The following is a 22,024-nucleotide window of genomic DNA, read 5'->3' as shown; positions in this document are numbered from 1 at the left end:
AAACCTTGCATGACCCCTTTTAATTTTTATATTGAAAAAGGACCCTCGTTAAAATGCAATATCTGTGCACAATCATAGCCATCGTTCTGTTAAAACAGCTTTTTTTTACGGACGAGCCATTCAAATAAACGGAAAGGATGTTAATCATGCCGAATACCGTCCCGGATAATTTTGCTTCGAAAAAAGTAACCGCGCATATTATTTCGCACAACCATTGGGATCGCGAGTGGATTTTCACCGCGAAATATGCCAATCGCTGGTTGCCGCCGTTTTTCGAAAACCTGTTCAAACGGTTGGAAGAATATCCGGAATACCGCTTTGTGCTGGACGGGCAAACGCTGATGATCGAGGATTATCTCGACCAACTTTCCCGCGATGAAGCCAGCGCTGCCAAACGCGCCATCCGCAAATACGCCGGGGAAGGGCGGTTGCTGGTCGGACCCGCGTATTTGCAGCCGGATTGGGGATTGGTCAGCGGCGAAGCGCTGGTGCGCAATCTGCTCATTGGCGTAAAAATGGCCAAACAATATGGCGGCGGCAACGTGATGAAAGTCGGGTGGATGCTCGACAACTTCGGGCAGATTGCTCAGGCGCCGCAAATTTATCGCGGATTCGGCATTGAGGGTGCGTTCGTTTGGCGCGGCGTTGAGCTGCCGCCGGACGATCTCAAATCGGAATTCTGGTGGGAATCGCCGGACGGTTCCAAAATTCTCAGCGTGTATCTCGCGGACAGCTATCGCAACGCGATGGTACTGTCGCTAACCAAAGAAATCGCGCTGGAACGCATTTACAAACATACCAACGATCTGCTGCCGCTGGCATCTACGCCAAACGTGGTGCTGATGAACGGTTACGAACAAGTGCCCTGGCCGGACGACGTGTTCCCGATTATCGAGGAATTTAACGAGAAACGCGGCGAAACCATTCACTGCAAACAATCCACACCAACGGAATATCTGGAAAAAATCCGCGAAGCAGCACCGGAATTGCCGACCGTTCGCGGCTATTTGTACAGCGGCAAATACATGCCCATTTTGAAAGGCGTGTTCTCCAGTCGCAGCCGTTTGAAAAGCCAGAACAACGAAGCGCAGCGGGAATTGGAGCGTTGGGCGGAGCCGTTTGCCACGCTCAGTTGGGCGTTCGGCAGCGTTTATTCGCGCCGGAAATTTGAGCGCATCTGGAAAACGCTGCTGGTGAACCACACGCACGATGACGTTTGCGGCTGCAACATCGACACCATCGCGCGGGACATGCACGAACGCTTCAACGATGTGATCCGCTCCTCGCGGGACATCACCGAAATCAGCTTGCGCACCATCGCCCAAACCATCAACACGGGCAAATTTCCCGATGCGATTCCGGTGGTGGTGTTCAATCCGTCATCGCGGACGCGCGGACATGTGTTTGGCATTTCCATCGATCTGCCGGAAAAATTCCGCGAGTTCAGCATCAAAAACGGGCGCGGCGAATCCGTTGCCTTCCAACATTCCTGGCAGGATGAGGATCGCGCGGACATCTACATTTTTGCCAACGATGTGCCTTCGCTCGGTTACAAAACCTATTACATTTTCCCCGAAAAACCGGAAACTGTGCCGCATCGCCGGGTTCATATTTCCGAAAAAAACTGCACGATGGAAAACGATTACCTGAAAGTGCAGATCAACCCGAACGGCACGCTGAACGTGCAAAATAAGGAAACCGGCGATCATTTTGAGCATCTGGCGATGTTCGAAAACGGCGGTGATGCCGGCGATACTTACGATTATTCCTATCCCGAATCGGATGAAATTGTCACGAGTCGCGATGAAACAGCGAACATCCGGCTGGTGCACGATGGCGATTGTCTGGCCTGTTTCAGCGTTGCGCTGAACTTGCAACTGCCCGAATCGCTCACGAAAGACCGTCAATCGCGCAGCCCGCAAAAACGCGATTTTCCCATCGAGATGTTTGTGGAAATGGCTGCCGCATCGCGCCGGGTGGAGCTGCATATTCATTTGAAGAATACCATCAAAGATCACCGCCTGCGGCTGATGTTCCCGAGTAATATTCAAACCGAAGAATCGTATGCGGAAGAGCCGTTTGATGTCGCCAAATTTCCCCTCAGCGATCCATCGACCGATCAGCATATTCCCGAAAAAATGAGCCGCCTGATGCTGGCCGGACGCTACACAGCGCCGGTGAACACGCGCATTTTCCACAATTTTGCGGGTCTGAGCGATGGCAAAAAAGGTCTGACCGTGATCAGCGGGAAGCTGAGTGAATACGAGATTTTGGAAAAAAACCAGACCATCGCGGTAACGCTGATGCGCTCGGTCGGTTGGCTGGCGCGATACGATTTGCAAACGCGCGTCGGTGATGTGGGACCGCATATTTTCACGCCGGAAGCGCAGGAAATCGGCGATCACTATTTCTCCTGCGCGATTTATCCCAACACCGGCAATTTCAAAATGGACAAACCGCATTTTAAAGCGGACAACCACAACATGAAATTCCGGGCGGTGCGCACCGGCGTACACGACGGCGGTTTGCCGGACGAATTTTCGTTGCTCAATTGGGTGAATGAAGATGTCCCCGGCGCGCTGCGCCTCACCGCGCTCAAGCGCTCCGAAGATGGTGACAGCGTGATCGTGCGGTTTTACAACACGCTCAACGAACCGGTGAACGCCGGATTGCAGATCAATTTGCCGGTTGCGGCAGCGCATCTGGCAAATTTGAATGAAGACGAAATTTCTCCCGTAACGCCGGAAAACGGAGTGGTTTCTATTTCGGCTAAACCCAAAGAAATCATTACGTTGCGGTTAGTGCTGGAGTTGAACCAAATTGCCAATCAACGATTGTCGAACGACACGAAACTGCTGGGCGGACTGGAATTGCACCCGGATTTACCGGATGTGGCATTCCCGCCGGTACTCACGCCGCAGGAAGTTGGCGAGGAGCGCGATCGCTATTATCAAATCCAAAATGAACTGCGCGATTTGCGAAACGAAGCGTATAAAAAAGAAGACGAAATTGATCGCAGCGGCAAACAGGAGCTCGAAAAAATGGCCGAATTACAGCGGGTGAAAGCGCAAATTACCACGCTCACCCGCAAATTATATGAGGCGCGCATTTCCACTCTGCTCAACCAGCAACTGCTGGACACCATCAAAATGGAAAACGAATTGGAGGAAATTGGTGAGGAATTGTGTTGGGCGCGCACCAAAAAACGGGTGTATGAATATCTGTCCAATTATTACGAAAAACGATTGTCGGAGGAGAAAAAATGAGAATCGAAATCCCCAGAGAAGCGGAGCGAATTGGCTCCAACCTGTTTTACGGACTGCAAAAAGTGTACGAACTGGATTCCGGCGTTAGCAAAAACGCCAACGATGAATTGCGGGTCGTGGAACGCATTTCGTACGAAACTTTGTATGACATCGAGGAGCAAATGGCGGTTGTCGTGCCGATGAAAGATGAAAACCTGAAACTGCTCGAAGGCGTATTGTATGGCATTCCGCACCAGTGTTTGATCATCATTGTGTCCAACAGCCCGCGCGAACCGGTGGATCGTTTTGCGCTGGAATGCGCCGCCATCGAAACCTATCAGCGATTCAGCCGCAAACATATTTTGATCGTGCATCAAAAAGATCCGAAACTGTCCGAAGCCTTTGCGGAAACCGGTTACAGCGAAATTTTATCCAAAGATGGCATCGTAAAAAACGGCAAAGCCGAAGGCATGATTATCGGGACAATGCTGGCGCGCCTCGCGGGCAAAAAATATATTGGATTCATCGATGCCGACAATTATTTTCCGGGATCAGTACATGAATATGTTCGCATTTATTCCGCCGGATTTGCATTGAGTAAATCCAAATATTCGATGGTGCGAATTTCCTGGCACAGCAAACCGAAAATTGTAGAATCCGAATTGTTTTTCGCCAAATGGGGACGCACTTCTGTGATCACCAATTCATTTTTAAACCGCTTGCTCACCCATTACACCGGATTCGAAACCGAAGTGATCAAAACCGGCAACGCCGGCGAACACGCAATGACGCTGGATTTGGCGATGCAGCTCGAATATTCCACCGGATATTCGATCGAGCCGTATCATTTTATGAACATGCTGGAGCGATTCGGCGGCATCAGCAACAATCCGCACGAGGAAATTTTGAAACAGCAGATCGAGGTGTTTCAGATCGAGTCGCGAAATCCGCATTTGCACGAACAAAAAGGCACAGAGCACGTTGAACATATGATTTATGCGGCGCTGCAGGTTATTTTTCATTCGCCGGTAACGCCACAGGCGATCAAAGATGCTATTTTTGAAGAAATGTTGCAGCGAAAATTTGTGAAAAAAAACGAACAACCCAAAAATGCCAGCTATTATCCGGCGCTTTCGAAAATTGATTTGCGTAAATTTTTTGATATTATAAAAAATGAAGGTTACACCGAATTGATGAAAGCACGTGAAGCTGCAAAATGAAACAACTCATTTTCACTGATCTGGATGGAACGTTGCTGGACGAAAAATATCGCTATGATGTGAGCCGTCCAGCTGTGCAATGGCTGAAATCACTGAACTTTCCGGTGATTTTTTGCTCGTCCAAAACGTTCGCGGAACAGGAATTTTACCGGACGGCGCTGGATATTTCGGCGCCGTTTATCGTGGAAAACGGCAACGCCGTGTTTATCCCGAAACATTATTTTACCGTTCCGGTGAATGCGCAACGCGAAACCGCCGATTTTTTGGTGATTGAATTGGGCAAACCGGTTGCGGAAATCAGGGCGACGCTGGCAAATATCCGTTCGGAAACGGGCATCGGGTTCAAATGTTATTGCGATTTGTCTGTTGCGGAAATTTGCGCAATTACCGGGCTGGACAAAGCCGCTGCAAAATGCGCCGCCACCCGCGATTACAGCGAAACAATACTTACGCCACTCACCGAAACAGAACAGCAGACCATCCGCGATGCGCTAAAACCGTTCGGTTTGGTTGCGGTTTCCGGCGGGCGATTTTTTACCGTTACATCCGCGACTGCGGACAAAGGCACTGCTGTTCGCCTGCTCGCAGAAATTTTCCGGCAGCAATTTGGCGAGGTTCACACCGTCAGTTTGGGCGACAGCGCCAACGACGTTTCGCTGCTGGCAGCTACCGATGTGGCGTTTCTCGTGCAAAAACAGGATGGTACCTGGCAGGATATCCCATTGCCTAACTTGCATAAAATCAACGGTATTGGTCCAAAAGGCTGGGTGATAGCGATGGAAATTTTTCAGAAACAACTGCTATCAAAATTGCGGTGATTGCGCGAAAATATTATTGCATCATCACCTCAAACGGGACGCCCATTGTGTTGTGAATAGAGTTCCCAAATTGGGAACAAATGGTTTTTTTCAAAAAAAACGCCCCGGCAAATGTCACCGGAGCGTTGGTACGAGGAGGGATGGATTGGATATTCAACTGCGAATCAGAAAAATGTCCCGATCGAAAAGCGTTTGACCGGTGAGCCGAAATTCTGCAAATCGGTTGGCCACGCCAGTTCGTATTGCAGCAAAAAGTAGCCGATGTTCAGCCGTGCCGCAAGACCTACCGCCGCATTCAAATCGTTCAGGCGAAAGCCGTTTTCGTTGCTAAACGGCTGGAAAGTGGGATTGTCGTAAAATCGCGAATTGATGCCCCACGTGCCGGCGGCATCGGCAAACGCCGCACCGCTCAGGAAATCCATCGTCGGCGGTAAAAATGGCAGCATCGGGAAACGAAACTCCAGATTGCTCAGCAGAAAATTCGAGCCGATCAGCTCGTTGTAATCCGCTCCGCGATAATAATACGGTCCGCCGATATCGAAAAACCGGTCATCTTTACCGACACTTCCGGCGCCCATAAACCGCCACGCCAAAACTGTGCGGCTGCTGGTGCGGAAATATTTCCGGTAATCCGCCAGCAACGTGGTCGACTGGATATCGTTTGTGGTTGTTTCCACCGAAAAGCGGCTGCGATACCCTTTGGACGGTCCCAATGGTCCGTAGGTGGAATGATCAAAAACCATCGCCGCGCTGAACAGCCCGTAATTGAACGTACCGATATCGGTCGTTTCGCGATCGAGCCCGCTAAAATTGTAGGTTTCCACCACAAAATCTTCGTTAATCCAGGTGATGCCGCCGGTTAATTCCAATCGCGCAAATTTGCTGAACGGATATGCAACCAGTCCGTTGAATCCGCGATAGGTATCGCGAATCAAGCCCACCTGATTAAAATTGGCAGCGGTGAGATAGCTAAGACTGGACTGAAACGCCTGCACACCCCAACTCCAGCGATTGGCCTGGTTAAAATAAGTCAGCCCGAAATCCGAATAGCGCGGATCGGAAAACTGCAGTTCGCTGGACAAATACAGCGTGTGATTGCCCAGCATATCGCTGAACAGAAATGCCGCGCCACCCTGCACACCGAAAAACGTGTTGTATCCGCCGCCAACCTGTACGGCGTCCAGTTTGAAATTGCTGCTGTAATCGCGGGTTTCCACGGAATCATCCGGCGACAATTCGTAGCCCGTGTAAATGGTGTTGATATCGGGAATTTCCGGCAGCCATCCGGCAGTTGCGAGCATCGGCGCGGTGTTGATTACGCTGTCTTTTACGGCTATCGATTGGTTATCGATTTGAACCGTAACCGCGCTGTCCGGCGTTTCTTCTTCTGTTGGAAATGTGTTAAAAATGCGCTTTTCGAGCGCCGTTTTTTGCGCTTTTTTGGCGGTGTCCGGCAGGGCTTCTGTCGTCACGGAAATGGCGATAGCCGCGTTTTTCCCGGCGTTTTCGCTCACTTTTTCCGGCGAAACCGGGATTTCGGCAACCAGATCATCCGGGTTAACTTTGAACAACTGCCAGCTTGCGTCCACAAAAGCGGAGAACACCATCGCGTTGCCATTGGCAGACCAACTGAACGCCGGTGTGGTTTCCGTGATGCCCGAAACGCCGCTTTTCAGTGCGGTCAACCGGCGAATTTCGCCGTCATTCAACCGGATTCTGTAAATATTCGGGATGCCCTCGTAATCGGAAATAAAGGCGATTTCGCTGCCATCCGGCGACCATTGCGGGCTGGTTTCGCTGCCCGGCAAATCGGTGACGAGCTGAATCGTGTTGTCGCTTAAATTGTAAATTGCCAAATCGTAATCGCTGAACAGCAGTTGCCCGGCGTTGCTGTTCTTTCCGCGATCGGTGATAAAAACGATCTCATTTTCCGGTCCCCACTGCGGGTGGAGTGTGGCAAATTTATCGTTCGTCAGCCGCCGCAAATTGCCATTTCCCAAATTCAACAAATACAAATCGGAGATGCCACCCTGCAATCCGGCAAACACCAGCCGCTCGCCTTCCGGTGAAAATGTCGGCGAAAGCAAACCGTTCAGCCGCTCGAACTGGAATTCCTGAAGCACTTTTCCGCTGTGCGAATCGACGATGTAAATGACATCTTTTGCCCCGGATTTGGAGATAAACGCCAGTTTTTTGCCATCGCGGGACCAACCCATCGCCGTTTCAAAATAACGCAGCGTTTCGAACTGGCGGCTTTTTCCGCCGCTGATGAGGTGTTTTTGCTCATAGCTGCCGTCCGGTTTTTGGGTCAGCATGTATATTTCCTCATCGAGGTCTTTGTTGGCAACATAGGCAACACGCTTGCCGTCCGGACTGACCGCCGGAGCGATGTTCATCCGGTGATAATACGATCCGCGATGGGTCAATTGCTGCGCAACATCGGCGGGCATCGCCATTGTGGTATCCGCCGGAACGGTTAGCGATTTTGCGTAAGTGTGCCACGCCGTTGTGAGCTGCTTTAAATCCATGTTTAAATAGGATTTGATGGCTCTTTCAACGTTACCGGAACGGGCGGCCATTTTAAAAATTTTGCCGACCATTTCCTTTCCGTAATTTTCGCCGATGTAATGCCAGAGCGATTGTCCAAGGCGATACACCCGGATGTCGTATGTGCCGTTCAGCTTCTGTACGCTCATCAAATCATCGTGAATCAGTCCGTCGCGAACCCACATCCGAGTGGTGTTGTCCATTCCTGCGGAAAGGTATTCCGCCATGCCTTCCACAAACCACAGCGGCGGGTTAAAACGAGTGATGTTCAGCTCGTTATTGAACATAATATCATATTGAAACGCGTGCACCAGTTCGTGCACCAGCACATGATTAAACTCGCGATACGAGCCGGTGATGGGCAGCGTTACCCGGTTTTTCAGGCTTTCGGTAACCCCGCGTGTGCCCTGGTCGAGCAATCCGTTAATTACATTCGTTTGGGCAAAATCGTTTAGCGAGGCGTATAAAATGAGTGGAATGCGATCTTTTACGTTGTGCCCCAGCGTTTTGCTCAAATATGCGTAACCGCGTTCTGCCATTCGTGCGGCATCGCGGGCGGTAATGTCTGTTTCATTATAATAATAGACATCAAAATGCTCGGTCCGGTAAACCTTCCAGTCAAAATCTTTATAGCGAACCTTGTTTTGTCCAAAGTAGTAGCCAACTTGCGCTTGCAGCGCCGGTGTCAGCAAAATGATGATAGCCACTGCTTTGAACACGGCTCGCGAAAATCGGTTGCGGATCATACTTTCCTCCGTTTTGATTAAATTTCGCTTGTCCAATCATAAATTTCAGCGGCGCGTTAATTCATATCCCTGTTAGGGTTAACGTCTTTTTTTGGGAAAAGAAGCGTCTCATATCTGCAAAAAAAATACCTGTCAACGTTTTAGCTTATCGCAGCATTCAGCCTCATTTGTTTATTGATTAGACGCGTTTGATGCCTGTCGCGTTTACAATTTTTTCAGAAAATCCTACAGCAAACGGGAAAAATATGACGCAGATCATCATATGGGATAAGCCCAATCATTGTCTGCGGTTACGTATTTTTTGTACAATAAATCAACAGGATTTTTCAGGAGGGAAACATGATCGCATTTGGCCCCGTTCCCTCGCGGCGATTGGGCGACAGCTTGGGAATCAACAATATTTTCCCCAAATTTTGTTCGTATGCCTGTGTGTATTGTCAGGTTGGGCACACCAACCATATGCAAATACGCCGGCGACCGTTTTATTCACCTCACACAATTTTCCGGGATGTACAAACCCGTGTTTCGCAAGTGCTTTCAAAACAGGGACATATCGATTATCTATCGATTGTTCCGGAGGGCGAACCGACGCTGGATATTCAGCTTGGCGAAACCATCCGGCTGCTCAAGGTTTTGGGTTATCCGGTGGCTGTTTTCACCAACAGCTCGCTGCTGTGGATGGACGACGTCCGGGAGGATTTGTGCCGCGCGGACTGGGTTTCGCTAAAGGTAGATACCGTGGACGAAGTGATTTGGCACAAGCTGAACAAGCCCCACGGGCAACTGGAGCTGGACCGGGTGTTGAAAGGGATTATGCAATTCCGGAACGAATTTACCGGCAAATTGGCAACCGAAACGATGTTGGTAAAAAACGTAAACGATCCCCACAATGTGTTGCTGCGGACCGTTACTTTTCTGGAACAACTGGCGCCGGAATATGCGTTTATTGCCACGCCCAGCCGCCCGCCGGTGGAGCGTTGGGTGCAAAAACCGGATCTGGACGGATTGTACCGGGCTTACAAATTATTTTCCCAATATCTGAAACAGGTGGATATGCTGCTGGTGGAACGCGGCAGCCAGTACGGCGCAACCGGTTTGGTGGAGGAAGATTTGCTGCGAACCCTCGCCGTTCAACCGATGACCGAAGAAGCCGTCCGGGAATTGCTGAAACGCAACAATGCCGGATGGTACGTGGTGGAAAAAATGATTGCCGATGAGCAATTGGCAATTGTTGAATACGACGGACACAAATTTGTCGTCCGGTGTCATCCGGAAAAAGCCAAAAAAACAGCGCGGAAAAACCACTGATTTTTACAAAATAATTATATATAACTTCTTTAAAAACAGGAATGAAGGAATGTCGGATTACAAAAGTGATATCGAAATTGCACGGGAAGCGAAACTGCGCCCCATTGCGGAAATCGCCGGAAAAATCGGGTTGAATCCCGGAGACCTGATTGCTTACGGCGAGCACAAAGCGAAAATAAAAATGCGCAGCATTCAACGGTTATTTGCGGAAACACCGGCAAATGGCAAATTGATTTTGGTGAGTGCTATCACGCCAACGCCGGCCGGCGAAGGCAAAACCACCACCAGCATCGGGCTGGCGGAAGGATTCGGGAAAATCGGGAAAAAAGTGGCGCTCGCCCTCCGCGAACCGTCGCTCGGACCCTGTTTGGGAATGAAAGGCGGCGCAACCGGCGGCGGTCGTGCGCAGGTGCTGCCGATGGAAGATATCAATCTGCATTTTACCGGCGATTTACATGCGGTAACTGCCGCACATAATTTGATTTCCGCAGCGCTGGACAGCCACCTCCATTTCAGCGATTTGCGGGGAATTTCCAGCCGCAAAATCACCTGGAAACGGGTGCTGGATATGAACGACCGTGCATTGCGGGATATCGTTATCGGGTTGGGCGGCGCTCAAAACAGCGTGCCGCGCCAAAGCGGATTCGACATTACCGCCGCATCCGAAGTGATGGCGGTGCTCTGTCTGTCGCTCAGCTATTCGGAATTGAAAGAGAAAATCGGCAACATTGTGCTCGGTTTTACGGAAGAAAACCAGCCGATTACCGTGAAACAACTGAAAATTGAAGGTGCGGTTGCCACGTTGCTGAAAGACGCGCTGCTGCCCAACATCGTGCAAACGATGGAAGGGAATCCGGCGTTTATTCACGGCGGACCGTTTGCCAACATCGCGCAGGGCGCCAACAGTATTATGGCCACAAAACTGGCGATGCATTTGTCCGATTACGTCATCACCGAAGCGGGTTTCGGTTTCGATCTTGGCGCGGAAAAATTTTTCGATATCGTTTGCCGCTACGGTAATTTCCATCCGGCAACTGTTGTGTTGGTAGCAACCGCACGCGCGCTGAAAATGCACGGCGGCATGCCCAAAACCGATCTCAAAACGCCCAATCCGGAGGCAGTGCTGGCAGGACGCGGAAACCTGGAAAAACACATCGAGAATATCCGCAAATTCGGGGTGAAACCGGTCGTTGCGCTCAACCGTTTCGTTACGGATACGGAAGAAGAATTGGAAGCGCTGGCGCTCATCTGCCGGGAAAAAGGCGCGGCATTTGCGCGGATTAACTCATGGGAGGAAGGCGGCCGCGGTGCCACCGAACTGGCCAGGTTGGTCGCGGATGTCGCAGATGCCAATCAGGTGAAATTCACCCCGCTGTACGACTGGGAAATGCCGGTGGAGAAAAAAATCGAGCGGATCGCCACGGAAGTTTACGGCGCCAGCCATGTCGATTTTCTGCCGCAGGCAAAAAAAGATTTGAAAATCATCAACGAATTCGGATACAACAATCTGCCGATTTGCGTTGCCAAAACCCAAAATTCGCTGTCGGACAATCCCCAATTGCTCGGTCGTCCGAAAGATTTTTTGGTGACGGTTCGCGAAATTATCATCTCCGCCGGTGCCGGATTTTTGGTGCCGCTGACCGGCAACATCATGCGCATGCCCGGATTACCGCGCAACCCCGCCGCAGAAGGCATTGATATTGATGATGCGGGAAACATCACCGGATTATCATAATCCCACATTAACCGGCAGTGCAGATGTGCTGCCGGTTTTTTATTAACGCCTGCCGTGTTCACCTTAATTTTTTCTCAACAAAAAATCTCTGTTTATCCCCATCAAAACAATTGATTTTATTGAAATTGTTTAATATATATGAAAGTGGCAAAAACGACTTTTAGCGCATAAAACAATCAACCGGGATCTCAATGAAGGGCATATTTCAGGGCAGCGTGAACCGGACCGTTCACGAAAAAAACGGGAACGCATACGTTCAGGTGGGGCACAAAGGGCAACTGTATCGCGTCGAATTCGCCCGGACAGAAAGCGAACTGGCAGCAGTAAAAGCGCTGGATGACCAGTATTTCCCGCCGGAACAACAGTTGACAAATGATGAACTGCGGATAATGCCGCAATGCGGTCACGTACTTTATTTTCGCGAAAAACCAAACGCCCCGATGCTGGGCGCCTGCCAGATCTTGTTTCAGTCGATCACCCGGCAGGAAGTGCGGATGCACGAGGCGTTCAGCTTTGGCACGGTTGGGCGCGGATTCGGGCAAATTTTGTATAAAGCGCAGGAAATTGTGGCGCGGGAAGCGGGCAAAAAATTGATTCGTTCCACCGTTCGGCTGGAAAATACCGAGTCGATCCGCTCCCATTTGAAAAGCGGCTATCGCATCACCGAATACGATCCCACCCGTTACGGGCTCACCGAAGAAGGCGGGGCACGGCTGATTATGGTGAAAGATCTCATCAACGAACAACTGCCGTTTCGTCCGGATCTGATCGCGCCGAAGGTGATGAACGGCGATATCCCGATTTTATCCGATCCCTCAAAAGCGCCGGAATTGCTGGCAAATCAACCCTTCCGGCTGGGCATTTTTGTCAAAAATATCGCGAAAGTGAATCTGGAAATTCATCAATTGCTGCAAGCGGTGATGCAGGAAGGCTACACTGGCATTGCGCTGATTTTACCGATGGAAATTGGCGAGGCAGGCAGCGATCGCTATTTGCTCATTTTCCATCGCAAAGATGCCCCGCCAGATGCCGACCGGCTCAGTTTGCCGGTTAATGTGCATTCGGAATTCGGGCGGCTGCGCGAAGTAATTGTGTCGTTCACGCCGGAAAATGCCCAAATCCGGGCGGAATTTGCCATCAACGATGTCGCCAAAAAAAATGTGAACAACATCGACCCGATTTCGTTTCGGGAAGAATACAAGCTGTTTGTGGGTACGCTGATCGATCAGGGCGTGAAGGTGGTGCACACCAACGCCATTGGCAAAGAGGGAAAATCGGCAATTTTCACCCGCGATCCCGCAATGAGCATCGGCAATACATTTGTGATCGGCAATTTGCGACAGGCGCAACGCGTGTACGAACTGGAAGGTATGCGCGAAGTGGCATCGGACAGCGGATATCTGGATATCAGCGATGCGCGGGACGGTTTTGTCGAAGGAGGCGACGTCATTTTTATCGGCGAGAAAAAACTGGCTGTGGGACTCGGGCAGCGCTCCAGCTTAGCGGGTTTGAAGCGCTTGCAGGCCGCTTTTCCGGAATACGAATTTGTCGGCGTACCGCACGACGAGCTGCATCTGGATGTGCTGTTTACCGTGGTCGGGCACAAAAAATGTCTCGCGGATGTCACGCGATTGCCGGATTTGTTTCTGGAAATGCTCAAAACGGATGGCTACACCATCATTGTTGCGGACCCCGATGAGCAGGTGACGCTCGGCTGCAACGTGGTGTGCATTTCGGATCACAAAGTGATTGCCGTAAAAGAAAATGCCGAAACCATTCGCCGGTTGCGGAAAAACGGTGTGGACGTGGTAGAAGTGAGCATGCCGAATGTCATCAAATGGGGCGGCGGCCCGCGCTGCATGACTTGCCCGACCCATCGTGGGCTGTAAATTTTTATAACGGAACAACAATCGCTTTTTTTCTGCGGGCAGTTTTCTTAAATTTGTTTCGCTACGCCAAATCCGGATGTTTCGATTTAACAATTGATACGACATCTGAACACGCTGGCGGCAGAAAATGTGTTAAGTCAGTAAAAAAATCAGTACTGGGCATCGCCCGAAAAAGTGAGATCATAATGCAAAAAACAGAAAATAGAGAAGTAATTTTTTTAGTGGTGGAAGATAATCCCGCCGATCAGAAATTGACAATGAAAGCGTTAAGCCGCAACAGCGAAAAAAACGTGGTTGTCATTGCCAATGATGGTCAGGAGGCACTGGATTATCTGAATGGCCACGGTGAATTTGGCAATCGTAAAAAACACCCGTTTCCGGATATTATGTTGCTGGATATTAATATGCCGCGTTTAAACGGCAAAGATTTGTTGCAGCGAATCCGCATTTCTGAACAGTTGAAACACTTGCCTGTCATCATGCTTACCAATTCCGTTTACGAAGTAGATATTGTTGAATCCTACCGTTTGGGCGCAAATGCGTATGTCCAAAAACCGGTTACCATCAGAGAATTTTTTGAAGCAGTGGACAATCTGGAAAATTTTTGGCTGAACACCACCAAACTGCCGGGTTATTTCCAAAATTGACCAACGCCCGTTTCAGGCAAAAAACGCCAGCAACTCCATTACATTTTGCAACCAGATCATCCATTTTGATGTCCATTTCCACGCTGCCAGCGGTGCGCTGCTTTGCCGTACCCAACTGTTGTTAACAGAATTGACGTCGAGCACCAGTTTCCCGGACGGATCGACCTCCACTTTTTGCAACTTTGCGCCTTTGATGTAACGGAACATTTTCCAGCGATCCCGTCCGTCCCAACGTTCCAATTCCTCTTCGCCATTGTCGAACGTCAGTTTCACTTCCACCGGAAAAATCGCTTCGCCCCAGCGACGCACATAAACCGTGCTGCGGTAGGCTGCCGTTTGGGCAGCAGCATCTTCCGGATTCGGCGATTTAAAGACAATGTTATCCTGGTCGTAATCAAAGCCTTTTAAAGCGTTGATTTTTTCCGATTTCACCTCGCCAACGGCGTAATCGAAAACGTTGGTGCCAAAATAAGCTTCGTGAAAAAACCAGCTTAAATCCTGTCCGCTCACCTCGTTTACCACTGCAAAAAAATCTTCCGGCGTCGGGTGATGAAACCGAAATCGTTCAAAAAAAGTGCTCAACACACTCTGGAATGTTTTCCAGCCGAGATAATTTTCCAGCGTTTGGAGCATCAGCGCGGGACGATTGTACGCATTGATGCGATATGCACCGGGGCCGTTTTTCCACGATGGCGTAGACATCGCGTCGCGTTTTAAACCCGATTCCAGACCGCGATACATATCTGCGCCGTCGCTGCGTTCTGCCCGGAACACATCGTTGTAAACGAGCGGCAAAAAATCATCCATATAGCGCCGGGTTAACTGCCAGCGGGAAAGGTGTTGGCGAAAAATGCGGTGCTGCGAATACGTGTTGATGCCCTCATCCAGCCAGGCATGCTCAAACTCATTATTGGCGATCAGCCCGTACCAAAATTGATGCCCCGCTTCGTGAATGGTAACACTTTCCGGCTGGCGGCTGCCGGGCGGCGAGAGCCATCTTGCGCCGCCCGTGAACAGGGTTGGATACTCCATCCCGCCGGATTGCGATTGATACGCCGGATCGATAATCGTAATATGCCCGTACGGATACGGTCCGTACCACGTGCCGTAATAATTCAGCGCGGTTGCCGCAGCCTGAAAATAGCGTTCGCGTTTGTCCAGATTGTAGGGCATCAGCAACAGGCGCATATCTACCGGCGGTAGTCCGGGCATCTCAAATTGTTGATAAAATTCGCGAAAAACCGGGCTGGCGACCCACACAAAATCGTGCACGGCGTTCTGGAAATAGTGATAAACCGTCGTGTTCGGCAGCGTATCCACCCGCGAAATTTCCCGTCCGGTGGCGCCAACCTGCCAGTTTTTGGGCACGGTCAGCCGCACATCGTAGGTGCCGAAATCCGCGTAAAATTCCGTTTGGATAAATTGATGCGCATTCCACATGCCGTTGGGATCGAACACCGCGATTTTTGGGAACCACTGTGCGATAAAAAAATAATCGTTCAAATAGCCGGTGCGGGCAACCGGTCGCGGCACTTTGGACACCCATTCGATATCCAGCTCGATGGTTTCGCCGGGAAAAACAGAGCGCAGCAGCGGTAGTCGCATCACCGTCCGATCGGCAGAATTGCCGTCGTCAGGTTGTTCGTAAACCAGTTTGCTCAGCACATCTTCGCCTTCAAAATTGCCGTTCGGCACGATGCGGATGGTTTTGATTTCGCAATAGCCCCAATCCGCTTCGCCGTAACCGGATACATCGCGATTGTTGTATCGAACCGAATTCAGAAAAGAGCTTTTGTTGTTTCGCCAGGCGTTATAATAAAGGTGAAAATACAGATCGGTAGCCGGAAAAGCAGTGGCATTTTGCCAAACCAGGCGCATTTTTCCATCGATAAGTTTGGTGTTCACATCCAGCGTTACGTCCATCCGGTAATTGGCGATGCTATCCGGCGGCACATCCGGCTGATTTTCGGCGAAATAGCGCAAAATAGTATCTTCCGGAACTACGAAAAATTCGTCATATTCCTGCGCGATGGCACCGGTTGTCCATAAAATAATCAGCGATAAAAATGACAGCCAAAGCTGTGTTGGTCGCATGTTGTGGTATCCTTTTTCGATTACCCGCCAACTTAGCGAAAAACCGGAAAATAATCAAATTTCAGAGTGAATGTAGTGGTTTCGCCCGATGGATTATTTGTGAATTTCGCCAAATGTGCTATATTTGTCGCAGTTTTTTCTGGAATGTGAATATCGAACAATGTCCGGTTTTATTGCGAAGGAGCCGAAATGTCCGAAGTCCGATTGCCGAAACGATTTTCCGCATTTATTGCCACCCAAAGCCTTGGCGCGTTTAACGACAACCTGTTCAAAATGCTGTTGCAATTATACGTACTGCAAATAGTTGCAGTAAAAGTGATGACGGACGAGCTGTTTATTTTTATATCCACGCTCATTTTTGCAGTGCCGTTTTTGTTGTTCGGCTCGTGGTCGGGTTATTTTGCGGACAAATATTCCAAAACCGCGGTGATGCGCGTGGTGAAATTCGCGGAAATCGGCATCATGCTGTTTGGTGCGCTGGCGTTTTATCTGGACAGCGTTTGGCTGATGTTCGCGATGCTTTTTCTGATGGCTTCGCAAAGCACCTTTTTCAGCCCCGCGAAATACGGCTACATTCCCGAAGCTTGCGCGCCGCAGTCGGTTTCCCGCGCCAACGGATGGGTGGAAATGAGCACTTTTCTCTCGATCATTTTGGGCACGGCAATCACCGGATTTCTGCTCGGTTTTCACGAAAACAACGCGCAAATCGCGGCGCTGTATTGCATCGGCGTGGCGGTGCTCGGCTCGCTCTCTGTGATCACGATTCCCAACATTCCCGCCGCCGGAACGGATAAAAAATTCCCGCTCAATCCCGTGATCGACATGTGGCGGGAGCTGGCGTTCCTCAAAGCGCAAAAAGGGCTGTGGCTGGCAGCACTGGCGAACAGCTATTTTTGGCTGGTCGGGCTGCTGTTCCAAACCAATATTCTGATTTACGGCGACCGCATGCTCGGCGACGATCCCGCATCCACCGTAAAACTGGCGCTGATGCCAGCGTTTATCGGCATCGGCATTGCGATGGGTTCGCTGCTGGCCAGCCGTTGGTCAGGCAAAAAAGTGGAACTGGGATTGGTGCCGCTCGGCGGCATCGGCATCGCGATTGCGGGCATCGCCCTGTTTTTCACGAAAAGCTCGTACACGGCAACGGCAATCACCCTGTTTTTGGCCGGCGGGATGGGCGGATTGTATATCGTGCCGCTGTATGCCTACCTGCAAGCCTATTCCCGCGAGCACGAAAAAGGGCGGGTGATGGCGGCAACCGGCATTCTCAACGGGCTGTTTATGGTGCTCGGCGCGTTGCTGTACGGGCTGTTTTCGGTGACGTGGGCTATTCCGCCGGACATGATTTATCTGATTATGGGATTCGTGAGCATCGGCGCGGTGGTCTATATTTGCACCGTGATCCCGGAATATTTTGTGCGATTCTGCTTCTGGCTGCTGACGAATACCTTTTACCGGATCAACATTGTCGGCGAGGAAAATATCCCGCTGAAAGGTCCGGCGCTGCTCACACCCAATCACGTGACATTTGTGGATGCGTTTATTCTGGGCTCGACAATGCAGCGGTTTATCCGCTTTATTATGGCGGAAGAATTTTTTGCGATCCCGGTGGCCAAGTGGTTGTTTTATTTAATGGATGTGATCCCGATTGATCCCTCCAAAGGGCGCGAATCGATTATGAATAGCCTGAATCTGGCCAAAGAGCGGATGAAAGACGGGCATGTGGTGTGCATTTTCCCGGAGGGAAAACTGACCCGAACCGGCGAAATGAGCGAGTTCCGCAAGGGATTTGAAACGATTATGAAAGGGATGGACGCACCGATTATACCGGTGTATATGCACAATTTGTTCGGCAGCATGTATAGCTACGCGCACAGCGGCTCGAAAGTGAAACGCCCGCGCAGCCTCTTCCGCAAAGTGACGGTAATTTTTGGCGAACCGTTGCCGCCGGATACCAAGACACCGGAATTGGAGGCGGCTGTCCGGCAATTAAAAGCAAAAGTTGCCGGGTGAAATTGGCTACAATTGCCGGTCGGCAACCAGAATGCCGTCCGCATCCGCATAGACAAAATGTCCGGGAACAAAGCGCACCCCGGCAAACGTGACCGGCACATTGGTTTCGCCCTCACCGCGTTTGATGCTCCGGCGGGGCGTGGTGTTCAGCGCCCGAATGCCAATATCGATACTGGCAATTTCCGCCGCATCGCGGATGCAGCCGTTGATGATCACGCCGCTCCAACCGTTATCCGCACCCATTTGGGCGAGGTTGTCGCCCATCAGCGCAACGCGCAGCGATGCACCGCCGTCCACCACCAGCACCCGCCCGTTTCCCGGCGATGCTAACTGTTGTTTTACCAATACGTTATCCTCAAAAACCCGCACGGTAACAATCTCGCCAAAAAACGCGGTTTTCCCGCCATAAATCAGAAAAATTGGCTCGGCGATGTGCAGATAATCCGCGAATTCGTGGGCATCGCAAAGGTCGGCTGTGGCAAATGTGGGCATGGTTTTTTCCCGGTTTAATGGGTGAAATGATAAAAAAATTGCCACGGAGACGCGGAGGGTGCGGAGAACTTTTTGTTAAAAAATGACATTCAGGAATATAGTCAGGAGATTCCTGTCCCAAAGGGACCAGCATTCGCGCGAATCCTTCGGAGCAGGAATGACAGTAAAGTTTATGTCACCCCTGCGCAGGCAGGGGTCTCCCGATTGATTCACAGACAAATTGTAAAATCTTCCTCCGAACGCGCCGTGTCGCCGGTGGCAAAAAGCTATTTTTTGAACGCGCTCAACACATCCAGCGCGTAATTAATGTCCGTTTCCGTATGCGCCGCGTTGATCTGGAAACGCATGGTTTCATCGCCTTTCGGCACCACCGGAAACGTAAGCCCGACCACCAGAATGCCTTTTTCATACAAATGTTGCACCATTTGGTGGGTTTTGGCGGTATCGCGAACCATCAGCGGCACCACCGGATGCGGTCCGGGAATCGATTCCATGCCTAGCGCAGCCAATCCGTCGCGGAATTGTTGGGTGCGGGCTTTCAGGTGTTTCAGTCGCTCGATGCCTTCCGGGCTGTCTGCGATGTTGATGGCTGCGGTTGCAGCGGCGCAATCCGCCACGCTGAGTGGATTGGTGTAAATGTAGGTATCCGCTTTCTGGCGAACCGCTTCAATCAACTCCGGGCTGCCGGCGATGAACCCGCCGTTCACGCCAAACGCTTTGCCAAAGGTGCCGACGATGACATCCGGCTGCGTGTTTGTGTGTTCCGGTGTGCCGCGTCCGGTGGCGCCATACGCGCCGATGCCGTGCGAATCATCCACCACGGTGACGATACCGTCCCGCACTTTCCCGCGATTCGGTGCCACCAGTTTTTCAATTTCGTCGATGGGCGCAAAATCGCCGCGCATGCTGAAAATCCCGTCGAAAATCACCACTGCTCGCTCAATCCGATCCGGGATGTTTTCGAGATGCGCTTTCAGCTCGTCCATGCTGTTGTGTTTGTAAATGGCTTTATTTTCACGCGGAACGTTGGAAATGCGCATCGCGCGGATGATGCAGTTGTGGTTCAACGCATCGCCGATCCAGTAGGTTTGATCGTTGTTGATGGTCAGCGCCAGCGCCAGATTGGCGGTGTATGCGGAGTTAAAAATTTTTGCCGCAGGTTTGCCGACATACGCCGCAATCCGCTCCTCCAGTTCCACGTGATAATTAAACGTGCCGTCGATAAAGCGCACTGCGCCGGGACCGACGCCGAATTTGTGGGTGGCTTTGTCCGCCGCTTCCACCACTTTCGGGTGGTTGGACAGCGAGAGATAGCTGTTGGAATTCATGCGGATAAATTCGTTGTCCGAGCCTTTCAGTTTGTAACGCGGACCGCGCCCGTTTTTCGCGGGCAAATAATCCACGATGATGCGTTCCGGCGCTTTCGCGCGACCTTCCGCTTTCAGCGCGGCAACTTCTGCAACGAGTGATTTATTCAGTTTTTCCAAAGACATGTGGGGACCTCTTTTTGGTTTGATCGCGTGATTTTTTTGCCGTAAAGGCATTATTTTTCGAGCAGCGCAGCCAGCATCGGACGGATCTGCTCGGCAGTGGGCATTTCCCGGAAAACAAAGCCGTAATTCCGGAAATATACGGATTCCGCCAGCGTTTCCGCAACGAGAGAGTCCTTTTGCAGCACCTTCGCCACGCCGATGATCAGCGGTGGCGCTTCCGCATCGTGCACCTGCTGCAACCGGCTGAGCAAATGACTCGCGTGCCACGGATGAAACAGCTCCAGCGCAATTTCCCGCCCGGATTCATGCCGCAAATTGAAATCGGGAAAACAGTAAAAATCGCCCGGCAGCGGCACAAAATTAGCCGCCGGTTCGATTTGCCAATCCGCAATTTTCTGCGAAAAAACATCCTGAAACATGCTGATTTCTTCCGGCACATACGCCAGAAACTGGTGCGAATACGGTCGCAATCCGCTGGTTTGGTCGAGTGTCAGGCGATATTCCCGACGATTGTTAATTTTAATCATCGCCTGCACTTCCCACACCGGTTGGTGCAGTACCGCCGGAAAAAACAGCGCCAGATTCATCCCGTATTTTTGCGATTTGTAAAAGAGGTTGAGCGGGCCGTCAACGGTAATCAAAAAATCGCCGCTGTCATCTTTGCGGATGCTCGCGAGCAACTGGCGAAAGCGCAGATATTTGAACAACTGGCGCATCTCCGGTGCACCGGAATCGCTCAATTTCAGGGTCAGTTCGCTGCAGCGCATCAGCAATGCCTGCACTTGCGCCACGTTGTAGCGCAGCAGCAACCGCTCTACAGAATACGGTTTGAAATGGGTAACACGCTGAAAATCCGGCAAATCTGCATACAATTCTCCGGCAATGGTTTCGGACGGTTGCCCGATTGTCGCGGCAACTTGCTGTCGAAAATCAGCTTCGCTGGCGAACGGTTTTTCGCGGAGCAATTGCGCGGTTTCGCTGAAAATTTGCTGCCGGAAATCCATCAGTTCGGCATTCGGGGCAGTGTCGAATTCGGTGCGATCCTGCAATAATTTATCCAATCCCCGGGCAACAATCGCGGAAAATGGCGCGGCGTCAATCACCGGTTTTACGGCTTCCGCCAGTTGATTTCGATTATTTTCCCCAACCGCTGCTTTGTAAATTTCAATCAATTCCGAAGCGACCGTCAGCAATTTCGGCTTTTCGGGATCGATAAATTTCGGGAAAATTTGCCCGGATTTGGCATCGTAACGCAGCAGGTCTTTGGTCAGCACGGCATTCTCCCGGGTGTTTTTGGTTCAAATAAATATACCTGAAGTTGCTGAAAATCGGAAGTTTTCAGACTGGTTTTTATCAAAAAGCATCAAAAAGCAATTGATTTCGGCTGAAAATTGGCGGTTTACTGAAACAAAAGGCTTGATTTTTAATTTCTGAACATTTACTTTTTTGCCCGACAAAACTTCCCGCAAATCGGGACGGTTCTATTAGTTAAATTCAGTTCTAATATTATGTAAGGAGTATTCAGATGGCAGATCGTACTACCGGTACCGTCAAGTGGTTCGATGCGAAAAAGGGTTTTGGTTTTATAACCAGCAATTCCGATCGCGATATTTTTGTGCATTACTCTTCGATTCGTGAATCGGGTGGTTTCCGAACACTGGAAGAAGGCCAACAGGTTGAATTCACGCTGAACGAAACAGAAAAAGGCCCGCATGCACAGGATGTCGTGCCGGTTTAAAACGCCATAAAATTTGAAATCAAATCAGCGCAGGGCGAA

Annotated in this window: 14 protein-coding genes; 9 read left to right on the top strand and 5 right to left on the bottom strand. The window is 50.7% G+C overall.

The window, feature by feature from the left end; genetic code table 11:
* The first annotated feature begins 146 nt into the window (after nucleotides 1–146).
* From H6629_06745 to mpgP, 3 genes are read left to right on the top strand one after another with little or no spacing between them, the layout of a single operon-like run.
* On the top strand, nucleotides 147–3,266 hold the full coding sequence (locus H6629_06745) for a hypothetical protein (protein MCB9067491.1): 3,120 nt from the start codon (nucleotides 147–149) through the stop codon (nucleotides 3,264–3,266).
* A complete protein-coding gene (locus H6629_06740; GenBank protein ID MCB9067490.1) occupies nucleotides 3,263–4,465 on the top strand; it encodes a mannosyl-3-phosphoglycerate synthase in 1,203 nt (400 codons plus the stop codon). The genes H6629_06745 and H6629_06740 overlap by 4 nt, the downstream gene beginning before the upstream one ends.
* On the top strand, nucleotides 4,462–5,283 hold the full coding sequence (mpgP, locus tag H6629_06735) for a mannosyl-3-phosphoglycerate phosphatase (GenBank protein MCB9067489.1): 822 nt from the start codon (nucleotides 4,462–4,464) through the stop codon (nucleotides 5,281–5,283). Before H6629_06740 ends, mpgP begins: the two co-directional genes overlap by 4 nt.
* A gap of 164 nt (nucleotides 5,284–5,447) precedes the next feature.
* Here the strand turns inward: mpgP and H6629_06730 are convergent, their stop codons facing one another.
* The gene (locus H6629_06730) at nucleotides 5,448–8,576 is read right to left on the bottom strand and encodes a PD40 domain-containing protein (protein MCB9067488.1); all 3,129 of its coding nucleotides are present in this window, start codon (nucleotides 8,574–8,576) and stop codon (nucleotides 5,448–5,450) included.
* A 339-nt stretch (nucleotides 8,577–8,915) separates the two neighbouring features.
* Between H6629_06730 and H6629_06725 the strand changes: the two genes are divergently transcribed.
* The 4 genes from H6629_06725 to H6629_06710 all read left to right on the top strand — a co-directional run bounded on the left by H6629_06725 (nucleotide 8,916) and on the right by H6629_06710 (nucleotide 14,155).
* Nucleotides 8,916–9,884, top strand: a complete 969-nt coding sequence (locus tag H6629_06725) for a radical SAM protein (protein MCB9067487.1) — start codon at nucleotides 8,916–8,918, stop codon at nucleotides 9,882–9,884.
* Between the two features lie 49 nt (nucleotides 9,885–9,933).
* Nucleotides 9,934–11,619, top strand: coding sequence for a formate--tetrahydrofolate ligase (locus H6629_06720; protein ID MCB9067486.1), 1,686 nt, complete (start codon nucleotides 9,934–9,936; stop codon nucleotides 11,617–11,619).
* Nucleotides 11,620–11,810: 191 nt separating this feature from the next.
* Nucleotides 11,811–13,508, top strand: coding sequence for a hypothetical protein (locus H6629_06715; GenBank protein MCB9067485.1), 1,698 nt, complete (start codon nucleotides 11,811–11,813; stop codon nucleotides 13,506–13,508).
* A gap of 185 nt (nucleotides 13,509–13,693) precedes the next feature.
* A complete protein-coding gene (locus tag H6629_06710; GenBank protein ID MCB9067484.1) occupies nucleotides 13,694–14,155 on the top strand; it encodes a response regulator in 462 nt (153 codons plus the stop codon).
* A gap of 12 nt (nucleotides 14,156–14,167) precedes the next feature.
* On the opposite strand, the gene H6629_06705 is transcribed toward H6629_06710, so the two are convergent.
* Entirely contained in the window at nucleotides 14,168–16,249 is a 2,082-nt protein-coding gene (locus tag H6629_06705; GenBank protein ID MCB9067483.1) for a M1 family metallopeptidase, read from the bottom strand.
* 189 nt (nucleotides 16,250–16,438) lie between these two features.
* On the opposite strand from H6629_06705, the gene H6629_06700 reads away from it, so the two are divergent.
* Nucleotides 16,439–18,262 carry an MFS transporter gene (locus tag H6629_06700; GenBank protein MCB9067482.1) on the top strand — a complete coding sequence of 608 codons (1,824 nt, stop codon included), beginning with the start codon at nucleotides 16,439–16,441 and terminating at the stop codon, nucleotides 18,260–18,262.
* Nucleotides 18,263–18,268: 6 nt separating this feature from the next.
* On the opposite strand, the gene rraA is transcribed toward H6629_06700, so the two are convergent.
* From rraA to H6629_06685, 3 genes are all read right to left on the bottom strand, one after another.
* Nucleotides 18,269–18,754, bottom strand: a complete 486-nt coding sequence (gene rraA, locus H6629_06695) for a ribonuclease E activity regulator RraA (GenBank protein MCB9067481.1) — start codon at nucleotides 18,752–18,754, stop codon at nucleotides 18,269–18,271.
* 266 nt (nucleotides 18,755–19,020) lie between these two features.
* Nucleotides 19,021–20,247 (bottom strand): aminotransferase class I/II-fold pyridoxal phosphate-dependent enzyme, encoded by a 1,227-nt coding sequence (locus tag H6629_06690; GenBank protein MCB9067480.1) that lies wholly within the window; start codon nucleotides 20,245–20,247, stop codon nucleotides 19,021–19,023.
* 50 nt (nucleotides 20,248–20,297) lie between these two features.
* A complete protein-coding gene (locus H6629_06685; GenBank protein ID MCB9067479.1) occupies nucleotides 20,298–21,521 on the bottom strand; it encodes a DUF790 family protein in 1,224 nt (407 codons plus the stop codon).
* Between the two features lie 251 nt (nucleotides 21,522–21,772).
* On the opposite strand from H6629_06685, the gene H6629_06680 reads away from it, so the two are divergent.
* The gene (locus tag H6629_06680; GenBank protein ID MCB9067478.1) at nucleotides 21,773–21,985 is read left to right on the top strand and encodes a cold shock domain-containing protein; all 213 of its coding nucleotides are present in this window, start codon (nucleotides 21,773–21,775) and stop codon (nucleotides 21,983–21,985) included.
* The last annotated feature ends 39 nt before the right edge of the window (nucleotides 21,986–22,024 follow it).

The organism is Calditrichia bacterium, assembly GCA_020634975.1.
Taxonomy (GTDB): domain Bacteria; phylum Calditrichota; class Calditrichia; order RBG-13-44-9; family J075; genus JACKAQ01.
Note: the sequence above shows the minus strand (reverse complement) of the source record. Positions and strands in the feature narration are given on the sequence as shown.

Bases quoted from the DNA above. Each gene is read 5' to 3' on its own strand.
- H6629_06745 (MCB9067491.1), top strand. From the start codon at position 147: ATGCCGAATACCGTCCCGGATAATTTTGCTTCGAAAAAAGTAACCGCG.
- H6629_06740 (MCB9067490.1), top strand. From the start codon at position 3,263: ATGAGAATCGAAATCCCCAGAGAAGCGGAGCGAATTGGCTCCAACCTG.
- mpgP (MCB9067489.1), top strand. From the start codon at position 4,462: ATGAAACAACTCATTTTCACTGATCTGGATGGAACGTTGCTGGACGAA.
- H6629_06730 (MCB9067488.1), bottom strand. From the start codon at position 8,576: ATGATCCGCAACCGATTTTCGCGAGCCGTGTTCAAAGCAGTGGCTATC.
- H6629_06725 (MCB9067487.1), top strand. From the start codon at position 8,916: ATGATCGCATTTGGCCCCGTTCCCTCGCGGCGATTGGGCGACAGCTTG.
- H6629_06720 (MCB9067486.1), top strand. From the start codon at position 9,934: ATGTCGGATTACAAAAGTGATATCGAAATTGCACGGGAAGCGAAACTG.
- H6629_06715 (MCB9067485.1), top strand. From the start codon at position 11,811: ATGAAGGGCATATTTCAGGGCAGCGTGAACCGGACCGTTCACGAAAAA.
- H6629_06710 (MCB9067484.1), top strand. From the start codon at position 13,694: ATGCAAAAAACAGAAAATAGAGAAGTAATTTTTTTAGTGGTGGAAGAT.
- H6629_06705 (MCB9067483.1), bottom strand. From the start codon at position 16,249: ATGCGACCAACACAGCTTTGGCTGTCATTTTTATCGCTGATTATTTTA.
- H6629_06700 (MCB9067482.1), top strand. From the start codon at position 16,439: ATGTCCGAAGTCCGATTGCCGAAACGATTTTCCGCATTTATTGCCACC.
- rraA (MCB9067481.1), bottom strand. From the start codon at position 18,754: ATGCCCACATTTGCCACAGCCGACCTTTGCGATGCCCACGAATTCGCG.
- H6629_06690 (MCB9067480.1), bottom strand. From the start codon at position 20,247: ATGTCTTTGGAAAAACTGAATAAATCACTCGTTGCAGAAGTTGCCGCG.
- H6629_06680 (MCB9067478.1), top strand. From the start codon at position 21,773: ATGGCAGATCGTACTACCGGTACCGTCAAGTGGTTCGATGCGAAAAAG.